Annotated in this window: 21 protein-coding genes and 1 tRNA gene; 15 read left to right on the forward strand and 7 right to left on the reverse strand. The window is 45.7% G+C overall.

The genetic code is table 11. The features are described from left to right. Genes pstC through pstB (BZ167_RS17400) form a run of 4 tightly spaced genes read left to right on the forward strand, consistent with a single transcriptional unit; the run spans nt 1 to nt 3,433 of the window. On the forward strand, nt 1–930 hold the full coding sequence (pstC, locus tag BZ167_RS17385; protein WP_060674623.1) for a phosphate ABC transporter permease subunit PstC: 930 nt from the start codon (nt 1–3) through the stop codon (nt 928–930). Further along, complete coding sequence (gene pstA, locus BZ167_RS17390; RefSeq protein WP_060674621.1) at nt 930–1,814, forward strand: phosphate ABC transporter permease PstA; 885 nt, start codon at nt 930–932, stop codon at nt 1,812–1,814. Before pstC ends, pstA begins: the two co-directional genes overlap by 1 nt. A gap of 18 nt (nt 1,815–1,832) precedes the next feature. Continuing rightward, the gene (gene pstB / locus BZ167_RS17395; protein ID WP_060674618.1) at nt 1,833–2,639 is read left to right on the forward strand and encodes a phosphate ABC transporter ATP-binding protein PstB; all 807 of its coding nucleotides are present in this window, start codon (nt 1,833–1,835) and stop codon (nt 2,637–2,639) included. An 11-nt stretch (nt 2,640–2,650) separates the two neighbouring features. Next, the gene (pstB, locus tag BZ167_RS17400; protein ID WP_003153040.1) at nt 2,651–3,433 is read left to right on the forward strand and encodes a phosphate ABC transporter ATP-binding protein PstB; all 783 of its coding nucleotides are present in this window, start codon (nt 2,651–2,653) and stop codon (nt 3,431–3,433) included. Nucleotides 3,434–3,531: 98 nt separating this feature from the next. Here the strand turns inward: pstB (BZ167_RS17400) and BZ167_RS17405 are convergent, their stop codons facing one another. Together BZ167_RS17405 and BZ167_RS17410 are read right to left on the reverse strand one after the other, a co-directional pair. Beyond that, nucleotides 3,532–3,996, reverse strand: a complete 465-nt coding sequence (locus tag BZ167_RS17405; protein ID WP_007408308.1) for an endolytic transglycosylase MltG — start codon at nt 3,994–3,996, stop codon at nt 3,532–3,534. Then, nucleotides 3,993–4,346: a hypothetical protein gene (locus tag BZ167_RS17410; protein WP_003153047.1), complete on the reverse strand. Its 354-nt coding sequence runs from the start codon at nt 4,344–4,346 to the stop codon at nt 3,993–3,995. The genes BZ167_RS17405 and BZ167_RS17410 overlap by 4 nt, the downstream gene beginning before the upstream one ends. 346 nt (nt 4,347–4,692) lie before the next feature. Between BZ167_RS17410 and rpmG the strand changes: the two genes are divergently transcribed. The 3 genes from rpmG (at nt 4,693) to BZ167_RS20195 (ending at nt 5,719) form a co-directional block, all read left to right on the forward strand. Further along, on the forward strand, nt 4,693–4,842 hold the full coding sequence (rpmG, locus tag BZ167_RS17415) for a 50S ribosomal protein L33 (protein WP_003153056.1): 150 nt from the start codon (nt 4,693–4,695) through the stop codon (nt 4,840–4,842). A 78-nt stretch (nt 4,843–4,920) separates the two neighbouring features. Then, a complete protein-coding gene (locus BZ167_RS17420) occupies nt 4,921–5,475 on the forward strand; it encodes a 5-formyltetrahydrofolate cyclo-ligase (RefSeq protein ID WP_017418150.1) in 555 nt (184 codons plus the stop codon). Nucleotides 5,476–5,545: 70 nt separating this feature from the next. Beyond that, the gene (locus tag BZ167_RS20195) at nt 5,546–5,719 is read left to right on the forward strand and encodes a hypothetical protein (RefSeq protein WP_007408311.1); all 174 of its coding nucleotides are present in this window, start codon (nt 5,546–5,548) and stop codon (nt 5,717–5,719) included. A 75-nt stretch (nt 5,720–5,794) separates the two neighbouring features. Here BZ167_RS20195 and nhaC read toward each other — a convergent pair whose 3' ends face one another. Further along, entirely contained in the window at nt 5,795–7,105 is a 1,311-nt protein-coding gene (gene nhaC / locus BZ167_RS17425; RefSeq protein WP_060674858.1) for a Na+/H+ antiporter NhaC, read from the reverse strand. 251 nt (nt 7,106–7,356) lie between these two features. Between nhaC and BZ167_RS17430 the strand changes: the two genes are divergently transcribed. From BZ167_RS17430 to BZ167_RS17450, 5 genes are all read left to right on the forward strand, one after another. Then, nucleotides 7,357–7,566, forward strand: a complete 210-nt coding sequence (locus BZ167_RS17430) for a YqgQ family protein (protein ID WP_015417826.1) — start codon at nt 7,357–7,359, stop codon at nt 7,564–7,566. Nucleotides 7,567–7,600: 34 nt separating this feature from the next. Then, nucleotides 7,601–8,563 carry a glucose kinase GlcK gene (gene glcK / locus BZ167_RS17435; protein WP_077392160.1) on the forward strand — a complete coding sequence of 321 codons (963 nt, stop codon included), beginning with the start codon at nt 7,601–7,603 and terminating at the stop codon, nt 8,561–8,563. Nucleotides 8,564–8,645: 82 nt separating this feature from the next. After that, entirely contained in the window at nt 8,646–9,773 is a 1,128-nt protein-coding gene (locus BZ167_RS17440; protein WP_015417824.1) for a M14 family metallopeptidase, read from the forward strand. 72 nt (nt 9,774–9,845) lie between these two features. After that, nucleotides 9,846–10,883, forward strand: coding sequence for a YqgU-like beta propeller domain-containing protein (locus tag BZ167_RS17445; protein WP_015417823.1), 1,038 nt, complete (start codon nt 9,846–9,848; stop codon nt 10,881–10,883). Between the two features lie 5 nt (nt 10,884–10,888). Then, nucleotides 10,889–11,203 carry an MTH1187 family thiamine-binding protein gene (locus tag BZ167_RS17450; protein WP_003153073.1) on the forward strand — a complete coding sequence of 105 codons (315 nt, stop codon included), beginning with the start codon at nt 10,889–10,891 and terminating at the stop codon, nt 11,201–11,203. 32 nt (nt 11,204–11,235) lie between these two features. Here BZ167_RS17450 and BZ167_RS17455 read toward each other — a convergent pair whose 3' ends face one another. After that, nucleotides 11,236–11,409 carry a DUF2759 domain-containing protein gene (locus tag BZ167_RS17455; RefSeq protein ID WP_003153076.1) on the reverse strand — a complete coding sequence of 58 codons (174 nt, stop codon included), beginning with the start codon at nt 11,407–11,409 and terminating at the stop codon, nt 11,236–11,238. Between the two features lie 154 nt (nt 11,410–11,563). On the opposite strand from BZ167_RS17455, the gene BZ167_RS17460 reads away from it, so the two are divergent. Beyond that, the gene (locus tag BZ167_RS17460; protein ID WP_003153077.1) at nt 11,564–12,202 is read left to right on the forward strand and encodes an MBL fold metallo-hydrolase; all 639 of its coding nucleotides are present in this window, start codon (nt 11,564–11,566) and stop codon (nt 12,200–12,202) included. A 39-nt stretch (nt 12,203–12,241) separates the two neighbouring features. Here BZ167_RS17460 and BZ167_RS17465 read toward each other — a convergent pair whose 3' ends face one another. Continuing rightward, entirely contained in the window at nt 12,242–12,487 is a 246-nt protein-coding gene (locus tag BZ167_RS17465) for a DUF2626 domain-containing protein (RefSeq protein ID WP_003153078.1), read from the reverse strand. A gap of 236 nt (nt 12,488–12,723) precedes the next feature. Here BZ167_RS17465 and BZ167_RS17470 point away from each other — a divergent pair, with 236 nt between their 5' ends. After that, a complete protein-coding gene (locus BZ167_RS17470; protein WP_003153079.1) occupies nt 12,724–13,104 on the forward strand; it encodes a Spx/MgsR family RNA polymerase-binding regulatory protein in 381 nt (126 codons plus the stop codon). Between the two features lie 64 nt (nt 13,105–13,168). Here BZ167_RS17470 and BZ167_RS17475 read toward each other — a convergent pair. Further along, nucleotides 13,169–13,239: transfer RNA gene (locus tag BZ167_RS17475), tRNA-Gln, on the reverse strand. Nucleotides 13,240–13,310: 71 nt separating this feature from the next. Between BZ167_RS17475 and BZ167_RS17480 the strand changes: the two genes are divergently transcribed. Then, nucleotides 13,311–14,141 (forward strand): STAS domain-containing protein, encoded by an 831-nt coding sequence (locus tag BZ167_RS17480; RefSeq protein WP_015417821.1) that lies wholly within the window; start codon nt 13,311–13,313, stop codon nt 14,139–14,141. Between the two features lie 37 nt (nt 14,142–14,178). Here BZ167_RS17480 and BZ167_RS17485 read toward each other — a convergent pair whose 3' ends face one another. Continuing rightward, the gene (locus tag BZ167_RS17485) at nt 14,179–15,480 is read right to left on the reverse strand and encodes a hemolysin family protein (RefSeq protein WP_012117986.1); all 1,302 of its coding nucleotides are present in this window, start codon (nt 15,478–15,480) and stop codon (nt 14,179–14,181) included.

Raw genomic sequence — 15,480 nt, forward strand, 5'->3', positions numbered from 1 at the left:
ATGATAAATCACAGAGAAAAAGAGTCTGTAAGCGAACGCTTAATAAGCTCAAAACAAAACAGGCAAATGGATGAAGTCCGCGGAAGGGTGATTGTGTCTGTGTGTGCCGCGATTATCATTGCGGCATCAGCGGCGATCACAATTTTTCTCGGCATAAAGGGGCTGCAATCTTTTTTTGTAAATGGTGTAAGCCCGATTGAGTTCTTAACAAGTCTGAATTGGAATCCAACCCAGGCAAAACCTGAGTTCGGCGTGCTGCCTTTTATTTTCGGATCATTTGCGGTCACGGTTCTGTCCGCTCTGATCGCAGCGCCCCTCGGTATTGCGGGTGCCGTGTTTATGACGGAAATTGCGCCGACTTGGGGAAAAAAGGTGCTGCAGCCGGTAATTGAGCTGCTTGTCGGCATTCCGTCCGTCGTTTATGGATTCATAGGTCTTACAGTATTGGTTCCGTTTATCGGCTCTTTTAAATCAAGCGGAACGGGTCACAGCCTTCTGGCGGGGACGATCGTACTCTCGGTAATGATTCTGCCGACTGTTACATCGATTTCCGCTGATGCGCTTGCGTCACTTCCGAAACACCTTCGCGACGGTTCATATGCGCTTGGTGCGACGAGGTGGCAGACAATCAGAAAGGTGCTTATCCCGGCGGCGTTTCCGACATTGCTGACCGCTGTCGTGCTCGGGATGGCAAGAGCGTTCGGAGAAGCACTCGCCGTACAGATGGTTATCGGAAATACAAAGCTTCTGCCGGAAAGCCTGCTTGATACGGCGGGAACATTAACGACGATTATTACGTTAAACATGGGCCATACCACATACGGCAGTATTGAAAATAATACGTTATGGTCTATGGGGCTTGTTCTACTCATCATGTCGTTTCTGTTTATATTGCTCATACGCTACTTGTCGTCTAGGAGGAAAGTGTAATGAACCGGAAAATAACGGATAAATTGGCCACCGGTGTATTCGGGTTATGCGCCGCTGTAATTGCGGCGATTTTGGCAGGATTGTTTTTGTACATTCTTATTCACGGCGTCTCTGAAATCTCCTTGCATTTTCTTACGTCAAAATCGAGCGCCATTGCGTCAGGCGGCGGAATACGGGATCAGCTTTTTAACTCCTTTTACATTCTGTTTATCACCATGCTGATCACGATACCGCTTGGAGTGGGGGGCGGCGTCTTTATGGCTGAATATGCGCCCCAAAATAAAATCACTGATTTTATCAGAACGTGTATTGAGGTGCTGTCTTCGCTTCCGTCCATTGTCATCGGGATGTTCGGCATGCTGATGTTTGTAAACCTGACCGGATGGGGTTACACGATTATCGGGGGCGCGCTCGCATTAACGGTCTTTAACCTTCCCGTTTTGGTCCGGGTGACGGAAGGCGCGCTCACTGCAGTTCCTAAGGAGCTGAAAGAAGCTTCTCTCGCTTTAGGCGTATCGAGATGGCATACCGTCAAAACGGTGCTGATTCCGAGTGCGATTCCTTCGATTTTAACCGGAGCCATTCTCGCATCAGGAAGAGTATTCGGAGAAGCGGCCGCATTGTTATTTACAGCGGGACTGACAACGCCGCGGCTGAACTTTACGGATTTGAACCCGTTTTCTGAATCATCTCCTTTCAACATTTTCAGGCCGGCTGAGACGCTGGCGGTTCATATATGGAGTGTCAATACGCAGGGAATCATCCCTGACGCCGAAGCGATTGCAAACGGCGGCTCGGCGGTGCTGGTGATTTCGGTGCTCTTGTTTAACCTTTGTGCAAGATGGCTCGGATCTGTCATTTATAAAAAGCTTACGGCAAATTAATCGGAAAGAGGCGAAAACATGATTGATCACATCATCAGGGAACAAGCGGAACAGACAAAGCGTTCGCCGGAGTCTTCAATTTTGGAAGTGAAGCATTTATCAATTTATTACGGTGACAAACAAGCGGTTAAAGATGTAAACATGGATATTGAAAAACATGCGGTGACGGCTCTGATCGGTCCCTCCGGCTGCGGGAAATCAACATTTTTGAGACAGATTAACAGAATGAACGATGCCATTCCTTTTGCAAGAAGCGAGGGAGAGATCCTTTATGAAGGGCTGAATATTTTGGGGGAAGCGATTAATGTCGTGTCTCTCAGACGGGAGATCGGTATGGTGTTTCAAAAACCGAATCCGTTCCCGAAATCCATTTACAATAACATCACACATGCGCTGAAGTATGCGGGGGAACGCAGGAAAGCCGTTTTGGATGATGCGGTCGAGGAAAGCTTAACGAAGGCGGCGCTTTGGGATGAAGTCAAAGACCGGCTTCATTCATCGGCTCTTTCGTTATCAGGCGGCCAGCAGCAGCGTCTTTGTATCGCCCGTACGCTTGCGATGAAACCTGCCGTGCTACTTTTAGATGAACCGGCCTCAGCTCTGGACCCTATTTCAAACGCCAGAATCGAGACGCTTTTGACAGAACTGAAAAAAGATTATTCGATTATTATCGTTACGCATAACATGCAGCAGGCACTTAGGGTGTCTGACCGAACGGCTTTCTTTTTAAACGGGGAAGTGGTGGAATACGGGCAGACAGAACAAATTTTCACGAGTCCTAAAGTGCAAAAGACAGATGACTACATTAACGGAAAGTTCGGATAGGGGGAAGGACTGTGAGCCTTGTGAAGGAAGCGGTGCACACACAGAATTTATTTGATATTCACGGCATGAACGTATGGTACGGAGCCCATCAGGCTTTAAAGGACATTACGATCGGTTTTGAGGAGCGGAAGGTAACTGCGATCATCGGTCCGTCCGGCTGCGGGAAATCCACTTTTATTAAAACATTAAACTTAATGCTGCAAATGGCCCCGAATGTCAAAGTGACAGGCGACATGATCTATAACGGACGCAATCTGCTGAAAGAAAAGACGGATGCGGCAGAATTAAGAAAACAGATCGGTATGGTGTTTCAAAAAGGCAATCCGTTTCCGCAGTCGATATTTGAGAATGTCGTGTACGGTCCGAGAATTCACGGCGAAAAAAATAAAAAGAAACTGCTTGAAATCGCCGAGGAATCTTTAAAGGCAGCTGCGCTCTGGGATGAAGTGAAAGATCGCCTTCACCAGCAGGCGCTTTCACTGTCAGGCGGTCAGCAGCAGCGGCTGTGCATCGCAAGGGCGCTCGCCACAAAACCGGACGTCCTTCTGATGGATGAACCGACGTCCGCTCTTGATCCCGTGTCCACGCGGAAAATAGAAGAGCTGATTTTGACATTGAAAGAAAAGTATACAATCGTCATTGTGACGCACAACATGCAGCAGGCTGCGAGGGTCTCTGATCAAACCGCGTTTTTCTATATGGGCGAACTGGTAGAATGGGGGGATACGGGCAAAATATTTTCTCAGCCGGATCATCAAAAAACACATGATTATATCACCGGAAAATTCGGATAAAAAAACGGGCCCGGCCATTGACCGGGTCCGTTTTATACTCCTTATTAAAAAAGCCTGCCGGCCGTATCCATCTGAATGGACGATGCCTGCAAGCTTTTTTAGCGGGTTAATGTTTTGACGATTTTTTTAAAGCTCATATCTGAGTCGACTTTGAAATGGCCGGCGCGGATTTCTTTATGGTAGCCTGCGTCAATGACGTAATCATTAAAGTCCTTCGCTGAAGGAATAATCCCTTCTTTTTCAAGAATGGATGACACATCAGCAGTGCTCATTCCGTCTTTAATCGTCAGTTTGTATGTTACTTTTTTCTTTTTGGCGTCTGTGTTTTGGTCGTTGTTTAACGATTTTTCTTTAGAATCAAGCAGTTTTTGATAGTCATCCCGGTTGACGGAGACTTTTTGCTGATCGTCGAGGTAGCTGTTTACTTCTTTTTCTGTCAATGCTGTTTTTTCGGTTTTAACGGCGGCTGCCTGGTCATGGTCAGTCAAATAGAAGACAGCGGCGAGAACGGCCGTCGCTAAAATCATGCCTGCTGCAAAAGCCTGAATGCCCCGTTTTGTCATACGAGCACCTTCTCATTATCTTTAATAATGGTATTGACGTCCTCGACAGACACGTGCTCCGCTTTTGCGATGGCTTCCGCAGACATTCCGTTGTTATATTTTGAAATGATTTGTTTGGCGATTTTTTGGTTAATGCCGCTGCTTTTGGCTTTGCGGATCACGAGGTTGGTTTCCAGCAATTCTTCTTCAAGCACCGTCATTTTCTTTTTCAGCTTGTAAATTTCCTGCATGGCGGAAAGCTGAAGCGTTTCAAGCTCCTGTTCCACGTCTTTCATCGGATCTCTTTGAGAATATGAGAATGCAATAAGCGCTATACTGACGATAAACAACGCAATAATAGCAATTTCCACGTTTCATCACCTTCTATTATTAATTTGCCCTTCTTTTTTATACCATAAAACGCCGCCATTCTAAAGGAAATAGAGAAAAAAACGGAATTTTGTCGGGAAATCTTTTTTATTCGGGGAGCAAACGGTTATTTCTCTATAGATTTCGCATCAGAAAGTCCTTTTTTGTCCTGTTTCGTCATATTTTCCCTTCACCAGGCGCAAGCTCATTCAGAGGATCAGAAGCATAAACTGATGTTTTCTGCACTTAAACAACATTTCATGTAAATCACTCTAGCATTCCGTCCATTATAGTGGTATTATATATAAGTCTGAATAAGTAAATGATATTTAGTTTGGAGGGAAAATAATGCGCGTTAATATTACTTTGGCTTGCACTGAATGTGGTGAGCGTAACTATATTTCTAAAAAGAACAAACGCAACAATCCGGACCGCGTTGAATTTAAAAAATATTGCCCACGTGATAAAAAATCTACGTTACACCGTGAAACAAAATAAGCTGTTTAAAACAGCGGAAAAAGCTGGAGCTTTCAATAAAGTTCTGGCTTTTTTGTCTTTCAGGGAGGTTTGAGAAACGTGAAAGCACAAATTAGAACCGATATCAAAGCAAAGCTTTCTGATATGACAGAAAGTGAATGGGAGAAAAAATGCCGCAGCATGCGTGAAACGCTGTTTTCTTTAAAAGAATGGAAACAGGCCCGCGTGATCGCCGTTACCATCTCGACACGCCTGGAAATTCCGACACGGCCGATTATTGAACAGGCCTGGAAAGAGAAAAAACAAGTCTGTATCCCAAAATGCTTTCCGCAGACGGGAGCGATGGAGTTCCGTACATTTTCTGCGTATGATCAGCTGGAAACCGTATATGCGGGCCTCAGTGAACCGATCGAGAGCCTGACGGAAAAAGCCGCCCAAAAAGACATTGACCTTGTGATTGTGCCCGGTGTGGCTTTTGACCGGGAAGGCTTCAGAATCGGATACGGCGGAGGATATTATGATCGGTACCTCTCCGGTTATAAAGGCCGTACCGTGTCGCTTCTCTTTGACTGCCAGCTGACAGACCGCATTCCCCGCATGCCCCACGATATTCCGGTCGATATGATCGTGACTGAATCTGAAACCATCGCTTAATCGCATAAAAAACTTCTTACACCGGAATAATTCTCGCTGTTTGACAAACGATAGGGGCAGGAGGGATAAGATGAAAAAATTGTTGATCTACTCATTATGCGCCGTATCTGTTTTAGCCGTTTACCAAAACCGCTACCGTCTGATGAACAGCGTGCTCAGCCAGCCGGGGATCAGACGGTCATTCATTCATTTCTTTTTAAAAATACCGTTTATCAGAAACAAATTCATTCAGCAGGCATTTTAAACAAATCCCGTTTTTCAGCGGGATTTTTTGCATAAGAAAACCTGCCGGTAAAAAACGGCAGGTTTTCTCGTATTGTCAGCTTTTTTTCAGGAAACCGAGCAGAATTGAGATCATAGGAGAAATGTACAGGAAAAAGGTAAACGGCAGGTAGTCGATGACGGAAACCCCTAATGCGCTTGCCATAAAAGCGCCGCTTACTCCCCAGGGAATCAGCGGGTTGATCAATGTTCCGCCGTCCTCAAGCGACCGCGCAAGGTGAATCCGCTTAATGCTGAGCTTGTCATATAAAGGTTTATAAGATTGACCCGGAATTAAGATCGACAAATACTGCTCACCTGTCGCAAGGTTTACGCCTATACTTGAGAAGACGGTCGCCATGACAAGACGTCCTTTCGTATGCACGCCTTTTATCAATCCTTGAAGCAGCGCCGCGATCAGGCCCGTTTTTTCCATCAGGCCGCCGAGCGCAAAGGCGATCATGATCAGAGAGACTGATCCCATCATCGATTGGAGCCCGCCTCTGTTGATAATGCTGGCCACAGCCTGGTCGCCGGTTTTAAACGCCGTCCCGCTTTGCAGGGCGGATATAAATCCTTGAATGCTGCTGTCAGGAATAAAAACAGCAGTCAGAAGCCCTGCGGAAATAATACCGGCGGTAAGCACCGGAATCACGGAAATCCGTCTCACAGCTAAAATGATCACCAACAGAGGTGAAAGAAGCGACCAAGGCGTAATGTGCACGGCCTCTTTCATTCCGGAAATGACCGCCTCAATATTTTGCGTTGAAGCGGCATTTATTGAAACCGATGAACCGAGAATATAAAAAAGAACAATCGTGATCAGCAGTGCCGGAACGGTAGTGCCCATCATATGGCGAATATGCTTAAAAATCGGAATTTCGCCGATTCCGGCGGCAAAATTCGTCGTGTCGGACATCGGTGACATTTTATCACCGAAACAAGCCCCGCAAATGACTGCTCCCGCCGTCCATTCGAGCGGAACTCCCGCCGCGCTTGCTACCCCTAACAGCGCGACGCCGATTGTACTGACAGTTGTCAGACTTGAGCCGACAAGCGTGCTGATAATCATGCAGGAAAATAATGCGGTCAAAAGCAGCTGACTCGGCTGTATAATTGACAAAGCGTAAACGGTGACGGTGGGAATGGCGCCGCTGTACATCCAGGCGCCGATCAGCATACCGATCAAAGCCAGTACGATAATCGGCTGCACACCGTTTTTCAATCCGCTGACAATTCCTTTTTCAAGACTCTCCCACGAGAAACCGAGCCACAAACCTGCCAGAGACAGAATAATGACGCAAAAGAACAGCGGCATATGCGGCTCTGTATGAAAGAAAAACAGGCAGGACATAATGACTGCTAACATCAAGACAAATAAACTGATGGCTGAGATGAACGTCAGCCTTTTTTCTTGTTTCAAAACAACACCCCATCAAACTTTAATCCTTTTGTGCTTTTGGGCACGAAAGTATTGTAACAGAAAAACGCTTAAATGAGTGTTTTTTTACAATTGTGAATATACAATTTATGAAAATAATACAAGGATATTTTCTCCAATCGTTTTTTGCTTGACGCCCGGATCAGTGATGAAATACGCTTATACTAAGAAGAATAGAAATGGTGAAGCAGATGAATTCATTTTATGACGTGCAGCAGCTGTTTAAGTCATTCGGACATATCGTTTATTTCGGTGACAGACAAGCCGAAATTGACTTTATGAAAGATGAATTAAAGGAAATGTACTTGTCAAACGTGATTGAAAGAGAAGTATGGCAAAAAGCCGCCGGAGTTCTTCAGAGAGAATCGGAGCGGATCAAAGGCAGATAACAAAGCAGGATTTTAATAAGAAAAGGAGATTATTATGGAAGATACATGGTTTGCGGGGATTGATCTTGGCGGGACAACCATCAAGCTGGCCTTCATCAACATGTACGGTGAAATTCAGCATAAATGGGAAGTTCCGACCGATAAATCAGGAAACACAATTACGGTCACGATCGCCAAAGCGCTTGATCAGAAGCTGGAAGAACTGAACAAGCCGAAACGGATCGTAAAATGGATCGGAATGGGAGCGCCCGGACCCGTGGAAATGGCGACGGGAGTGGTCTATGAGACGACAAATATGGGGTGGAAAAACTATCCGCTGAAAGACCATCTCGAGGCGGAAACGGGTATTTCGGCCGTCATTGAAAACGATGCCAATATCGCGGCGCTCGGAGAAATGTGGAAGGGTGCAGGTGACGGGGCCAAAGATGTCATTTTAGTGACGCTCGGAACCGGAGTCGGCGGAGGCATCATCGTCAACGGAGAAATCGTTCACGGTAAAAACGGGGCCGGCGGAGAAATCGGTCATATTTGCAGTATTCCGGAAGGAGGAGCTCCGTGCAACTGCGGAAAATCCGGCTGCATCGAAACGATTGCGTCCGCAACCGGCATCGTCCGCATCGCGAAAGAAAAGCTTGCGGCGGTTTCCGACTCTTCGCTCTTACAAGTGGATGATCTGACGGCACGTGACGTGTTCGAAGCGGCTAAACAGCAGGATAAGACAGCGCTTGAAGTCGTCGATTATGTCGCAAAACATTTAGGCCTCGTGCTCGGAAATCTGGCAAGCGCCATGAATCCGACGAAAATCGTGCTCGGCGGAGGCGTGTCTAAAGCGGGTGAAATCCTGCGGTCAAAAGTGGAAGAGACTTTCAAAATCACCGCATTCCCGCGTTCTGCGGAAGCGGCGGATATTTCGATTGCGGCACTTGGAAATGACGCCGGAGTCATCGGCGGGGCGTGGATTGCCAAAAATGAATGGCTCAAACATCAAAACTGCTGAAGAAAGTCTGCCTGCCCATATCGCGGGCGGCTTTCTTTTTTTATCTCCCCTGTCATATAGTTTTTAAAAAAGGGGGATGAACATGGCGGGAATTCGTGTCAAACCTGAATTGAAACAGCATATGAAAGATATTGCAAAGGTGCTTTCAATTGATGAAAAACTGTTGAAAGCCGCTGATAAAACGGCGGAAAATGATGATTTATTGTGTCCCGGCTTTGCCGTGAGCGGGCAGTCAGAGGGTCCGCCGCTTGAGACGCTGAGCGGGCTTTCGCGATACATCCGGCACTGTGAAAGGATTCTTTCCGCTGATCAATGGGTGAAGGAAGAAAAGGTGTACGGGTCCCAATCGGTTTATGAAGAAATTGAGAAAATAACGGATGTCTTTCCGTTTGTCACGTGCCGTAAAATCGGCAGTTCCGTATTGGGAAAGCCGCTTTATGAGCTGAAAATAGGTGCGGATACGGCTGAAAGAAAAGTCCATGTAAACGCCTCATTTCATGCCAATGAATGGATCACCACCTCGGTCGCGCTTAAATGGTGTAAAGAATATTGCGCGGCATTATGCGAAAATAAAACCGTTTTCGGGCACTCTGCGCTTGATATATTCAGCCTGACATCATTGTCATTCGTTCCGCTCGTAAATCCCGACGGTGTTGATCTCGTACTTTACGGATGTGAAGATTTATCAGAAAAAAATGAATTTCTTAATCAATTAAATGAGCACCGCCCGGATTTCCGCGAATGGAAGGCGAATATAAACGGTGTGGATTTAAATAAACATTTCCCATCCAATTGGGATATTGAACAGAGGCGCAAACCGAAGGCCCCTTCATATCGTGATTTTCCGGGGACGGCGCCGCTCACTGAACCGGAGGCGCAGGCGATGCACCGGCTGATAACGGAGCAGCCGCCTGACAGGCTGATCGCGCTTCATACGCAGGGAGAAGAGATTTATTGGGGATACGAAGGATGTGAACCGGAGCAATCATCCCGGATGATTCGGGAGTTTGAAGCGATAAGCGGAAACCGCTATCAAGGCGTTAAAACCATTGACAGCCATGCCGGTTTTAGGGATTGGTTTATACAGCAGTATGGAAAAGAGGGCTATACCATTGAGCTCGGAAAGGGAAAAAACCCTTTGCCTTTTCATCAGTTTGCTGATATTTATCAAGCGACGGAAGGTATTTTGTGGAGGTCGCTTGTTTTTTGAGACATCTGTGAAATTTCTCATTTGTTTACATAAACAAATATGGGACAATAGAAAAGAATGGAGGGAAGGCTGGTGAGATACTTGGTTTGTGTTCTGCTGTCCGCATTCGTTCTGTGTTTAGCGGCCTGTGAACCATCTCATCAGCAGCAAGACACAGGCGTTTCGGCAAAATCGGCAGAACAGAAAATCGTTCCGCTCAGTAAAAAGGAAGCGGAGAAAACGGAAGGATGGCTGGATAACAGAACGATTCTGTATACAGCACATCATCAGCTGATGAAATATGATCTTTTCAGCGGAAAATCCGAACGGCTATATGAAACAAAGGGCAATATTGTCAATGTAAAGATCAGCCGGAAAAAACAGCTGATTCTCGTACAGGTGACAAGCAGCGGTCAGACTGAGCTTGTGCTTATGAACAAGCAGGGGAAAAGACTTTATCACAAAGCCTTTAACTCTTATGAGCTGGAGACGGCTTGGAATCCGTATGACCCGTATCAAATGATGATTACCGTTTTTACTGAAACATGGGACTTCACAGCCTATACGGCCGATATGAACAACGGCATTTTAAAAAAGAGTCCCGTTCAGGCCCCTTTTGTCCATTGGACCTCCACTGATGAATTCCAATATATCAAGCAAGGAAAAACGGAGGAAGAGGGTCCTTTATATTCTTATGACTTGCAGACGAAAAAAGAAAAAAGAGTGCTTCATCACGTCATCTGGGCCGATTCCCGCCCAGGCATGACGATTGCCGTCAGACAAACGGATCAATCGGACGGAGACGGCGAGTTCCTTTTCCAAAAGCCGGCATCCGTGACGCACCGCTTTCCTCTCCAAGAAAAGTATGAGAGCTTTGCGCCGATGGAGTATGATTACGATCAGACACACAAGCGGTTTTACATATTCAAGCCTGAAGGCCGCTCTTACAATCTGATCAGCTTTGACTTAGGAGACGAACGGGAGCGGACGGTGCTCAAAAACACGGAAATGGAGCCGATTCAGATCTCTCCGAACGGGGAATACGCTTTATACGGCTTTACGTATGACCGTCTGATTTCACTGAAAACAGGCATGACAGAACCAATCATAACAAATGAAAAAGGAGTTTGAACCAAATGGCAATTGCAGATGTGACAATCATTCCGATCGGAACAAAAACACCGAGCGTCAGTGAGTACGTAGCGGATGTGCAAAACATTTTGGAGGGTTACAAAGCTGCCGGCAAAATCAAATTTCAGCTCACGCCGATGAACACTTTGATTGAAGGTGAGCTGAGCGACTTATTCGCAGTCATTCAGGACATTCACGAAGCCCCGTTCCAAAAAGGGCTGCACAGAGTGGCGACAAATATCCGCATTGATGACAGACGTGATAAAGAAACGACACTGGAGAGCAAAATCAAAAGTGTCAGCAAACATTTGCAGCAATAAAAAATAAGCCTGTATCCATTGGATACAGGCTTTTAATGTGCAGTCGGATAGCCGCTGGTTACAACGGTCATTACGGTAAACCAGCCAAACACGCCCAGCGTGGCGGCGGCTAACAAAAATCCCAGGATATTTCTCTGTCTGACAGCCCGCAGGACTCCTAATACAGCTAATAATGCGACAAGGCCGAAGATTACAACAAGTAACATCATGCTCCTCCTTTGTCATTGGAACCTGAAAATCTTTCCATTTCATTTTAACCGTTTTCATTTTGTTTGTCGATAGCGTTTTCCCGGCCGCATTCATTGAATCTTCCGCAGAAAACCTTCATAATAAGGGCATATACATAAAGAGGTGATGAAAGTGAAATGGAGACGAATGCCGGCCGGTCCGATTCAGGCAAACGCGTATTTTCTTGTCAGTGAGGATCAGTCCTGTCTTATTTTTGATCCGGGCGGAGAAGCGGACAAAATCAACAATTACATAAAAGAAAACAATCTGAAGCCGCTGGCCATCTTACTGACGCACGCCCATTTTGACCATATCGGCGCGCTTGACGAAGTAAGAGACAGATGGGATGTTCCCGTATATCTTCACAAAAATGAAGAAAAGTGGCTGGAGGACTCTTCCTTAAACGGATCAGGCATATTGCGGGGCATCGCCGTAACGGCACGGCCCGCCGAACGGCTGATTGAAGGCGACGGCATATTGGACATCGGGCCTTTCCATTTGGAGACATTGTTTACGCCGGGACATTCACCGGGAAGCGTTTCTTATTATGTGAAGGACGCGGATCTGGTGATTTCAGGTGATGTGCTCTTTCAGGGAGGCATCGGCCGAACTGATTTACACGGCGGAAGTCAGGACGTATTGCTTGATTCCATTCATCAAAAACTGCTCACGCTTCCCGGACATACACTTGTGTTAAGCGGGCACGGGCCGGAAACGGATATTCAGACAGAGCAGGAGCGAAACCCGTTTATCAATGGTTTTTCACTGTAAATGAAAAAAGACAGACCATAATCGGTCTGTCTTTTTCTGTCAGTGGGTTCCGCCGCCCGGTGTCATAATAAAAATAGAGTAATATGTAAATCCGGCGAAAAATACGGTTAAGTAAGCTCCGAAAATATAAATATACATCCGCTCAGTCAGATTCAAATAAGAAAGAAATACGAAAAAGATCGTCTGTCCAAAAAACAAAAGTGAAGCGTCTTTCATGCCCCCTAAAAAAAACATGACTGCAAATATCCCCGTCCAAAATCCTAACACCCGGAACATGCGATTCATTCCTTATCCCCTCCCGAGAGTCTATCTGAAGTTTATTATAATAGATCGGCACTCAAAATGTAAACATTTTCATGATTATATTTATTGTGGAATTTATGTCTTTCCCTGTGTTTTATATCTTATGCCGCTCTCTGAAAAAGATCCGAAAAATCTTTTTGAAATATGTTTAATGAAAAAAAGTTCAGGGTACTTATGTTAACAAAGAGACGGATTATCCGAGGGAGGAATTTTTAAAAATGAAAGAACTTATTTTTTATTCATACCCGAGCTGCACATCATGCCGAAAAACGAAACATTGGTTAAAAGCCCACAATGTTGACTTTCAAGAGCGCCATCTATTCAGGGAGACACCGACAATTGATGAATTGAAGCAGATCTTATCATTAACGACTGAAGGAATTGATGAAATATTGGCGACGAGAAGTCAAACATTTAAAAATCTCAACCTGAACATTGAAGAAATGACTGTAAATGAAGTGCTGAAGCTTTTGACTGAGAAGCCGAAACTGCTGCGGCGTCCGATTCTGATCGATCGCAATAAGCTCGTTATCGGATACAATCCGGGAGAACTGATGAAGCTGACGAAGAAAAAAACGGTACATCAATCTGTATCATAAGAGAAAAACGAAGATCCGCTGATCAAAATTTATCAGCTAATCTTCGTTTTTTGCGGTTGCGGGACTGGGCTAGCTGGATTCGAACCAACGATCACGGAGTCAAAGTCCATTGCCTTACCGCTTGGCTATAGCCCATCGGATGTAATTACAGTATGTGCGTCCGGCGCCGATTTATACATACAAAGGAATTTGAATGGAGGAGACCCGTGAAACATTTGAGTGAAGCATTATCTCGAACCTTAATTGAAGAATCAGGTGAAATCACACGCCAGTGGCTGCTCATACCAAAATCGGGGCGGCCTACAGATGATCAGAAAGCGGAAATGCAGCACCGTCTGTTAATTGAAATCGTTGCCGGCATTTTATCGGAAAAAGACGGCGGGGAAGAGGAGCTGACGAAATGGGCGCTTCAGTTCGCAAGGGACCGGGCCGTCCATGAAGTACCGGTCTATGAAAGCGTCACGAGCTTTAAAGAATTCCGGAGATTGGTCTGGAACCGCATACAGACGTGCTGTGAAACAATGTCTGAGAAGCCTGGGGCGAATGCGGTATTCCATTGGGGAGAGAAGCTGAACAAAGCAATTGACCATATGATTGAAGTATTTACAGAGGAATATTATAAAGTGACGGTTACACAATTAAACGCCCAAAAAGAAATGATTAACGAACTAAGCGCGCCGATTATGCCGATTGCCGACGGTATTGGAATTTTGCCGCTCGTCGGCGAAATTGACACCTACCGGGCAAAAATGATTTTGGAATCGGTGCTTGACCAATGTTCTTCACTCCGTCTTTCTTATTTATTTTTAGATATATCAGGTGTGCCGATTGTGGATACGATGGTCGCTTATCAGATTTTTAAAGTGATTGACAGCACAAAACTTCTTGGCATAGAAACGACAATCTCAGGCATCAGGCCGGAAATCGCGCAGACCGTCGTGAAGCTCGGCATCGATTTTTCTCAGGTGAAAACGGAGCAGAGTCTGGCGAAAGCGCTGGCAAAAAACGGATTTATCGTAAAAGAATCATTAAGATGATAAAAAGCTGAATGGCCGGGAGGGATGTCTCCCTCAGCTATTCAGCTTTTTCAGCTTCAATCGTAATGATATGATGGCTGTCGATTTCTTTTACCGTAAATGTGTAGCCTTCAAAATCAATGGTGCTCCCGGGCTTCGCGTCAATATGCTGAGTAAGAAACCAGCCCCCGAGTGTATCGACTTGATCAGCCGTAATCTCTGTTCCGAGTACATCATTGACGTCGCTGATCAGCAATTTGGCGTTCAGGAGATAGCGGTTCTTCCCAAGCTTTTGAACGGAAGGTGTTTCATCCGTATCAAATTCGTCGCGGATTTCGCCGACGATCTCTTCAATGATGTCTTCCGCCGTTACTAATCCCGCGGTTCCGCCGTACTCATCAATGAGAATGGCCATATGGGCGTGTTCCCGCTGCATTTTAACGAATAATTGATAAATCGGAATCGTCTCAATCACATGGATCGCCGGCTGGATGTAAGGGCTGAGTTCGTGTTTTGTAAACGCCGCTCCTTCTGACAGGAATCTGAATAAAACTTCTTTTATATTGATGATGCCGACTACATGATCTTTATCTCCTTTTACTACGGGATACCGGGTATATTTATTTGTTTTGATAATGTCCCGGAGCATATGTCCCGATCCGCTGTCTAACGGCAGACTCACCATTTCATTCCGGGGCACCATAATTTCTTTGGCAGTGCGCTTATCAAATGTAAAAATGTTATTTACGTAATGCAGCTCGCTTTTTTTAATCATGCCGCTTCGATAGCTTTCGGCAAGGAGCACCCGCAATTCCTCTTCCGTATAAGCCATTTCATGTTCGGAAGCAGGCTTCAAGCCGAACATGGCTGTAATCAGGCGGGCGGAATGATTGAGCAGCCAGATGAACGGAAACATTAACTTATAAAACAAAATCATCGGTCTGGCAGACAAAAGTGTAATCCGCTCGGCTTTTTGGATAGCAAAACTTTTCGGGGCGAGTTCGCCGATAACGACATTCACATATGTAACCAGCAGAAAAGCGATGATCAATGACAGGACTTGGGCAACCGCTTCGTGAACTCCGGTCTTTAAAAATAACGGCTGAAGCATCGCTTTGACTGTCGGTTCACCCAGCCAGCCGATTCCCAAAGCGGTGACGGTGATGCCCAATTGGCATGCCGATAAATATTCATCGAGGTGTGTAATGACATGCTTGGCTGCTTTTGCTCCTTTTACATCTTCCTCAATGAGCTGATTAATGCGGGAGCGCCTTGCTTTAACGATTGAAAACTCTATGGCGACAAAACACGCCGTTAATAAAATAAATAGTACGATGGCAGATAGTTTGATGATATACAA

This window comes from Bacillus sp. 275, assembly GCF_001999205.1.
In the GTDB taxonomy this organism is placed as follows: Bacteria; Bacillota; Bacilli; order Bacillales; family Bacillaceae; genus Bacillus; species Bacillus velezensis.

Coding starts and splice junctions, on each gene's coding strand:
- pstC (WP_060674623.1), top strand. CDS start 1: ATGATAAATCACAGAGAAAAAGAGTCTGTAAGCGAACGCTTAATAAGC.
- pstA (WP_060674621.1), top strand. CDS start 930: ATGAACCGGAAAATAACGGATAAATTGGCCACCGGTGTATTCGGGTTA.
- pstB (WP_060674618.1), top strand. CDS start 1,833: ATGATTGATCACATCATCAGGGAACAAGCGGAACAGACAAAGCGTTCG.
- BZ167_RS17405 (WP_007408308.1), bottom strand. CDS start 3,996: ATGACAAAACGGGGCATTCAGGCTTTTGCAGCAGGCATGATTTTAGCG.
- rpmG (WP_003153056.1), top strand. CDS start 4,693: ATGCGCGTTAATATTACTTTGGCTTGCACTGAATGTGGTGAGCGTAAC.
- BZ167_RS20195 (WP_007408311.1), top strand. CDS start 5,546: ATGAAAAAATTGTTGATCTACTCATTATGCGCCGTATCTGTTTTAGCC.
- nhaC (WP_060674858.1), bottom strand. CDS start 7,105: ATGTTAGCAGTCATTATGTCCTGCCTGTTTTTCTTTCATACAGAGCCG.
- BZ167_RS17430 (WP_015417826.1), top strand. CDS start 7,357: ATGGTGAAGCAGATGAATTCATTTTATGACGTGCAGCAGCTGTTTAAG.
- glcK (WP_077392160.1), top strand. CDS start 7,601: ATGGAAGATACATGGTTTGCGGGGATTGATCTTGGCGGGACAACCATC.
- BZ167_RS17440 (WP_015417824.1), top strand. CDS start 8,646: ATGGCGGGAATTCGTGTCAAACCTGAATTGAAACAGCATATGAAAGAT.
- BZ167_RS17450 (WP_003153073.1), top strand. CDS start 10,889: ATGGCAATTGCAGATGTGACAATCATTCCGATCGGAACAAAAACACCG.
- BZ167_RS17455 (WP_003153076.1), bottom strand. CDS start 11,409: ATGTTACTTGTTGTAATCTTCGGCCTTGTCGCATTATTAGCTGTATTA.
- BZ167_RS17465 (WP_003153078.1), bottom strand. CDS start 12,487: ATGAATCGCATGTTCCGGGTGTTAGGATTTTGGACGGGGATATTTGCA.
- BZ167_RS17470 (WP_003153079.1), top strand. CDS start 12,724: ATGAAAGAACTTATTTTTTATTCATACCCGAGCTGCACATCATGCCGA.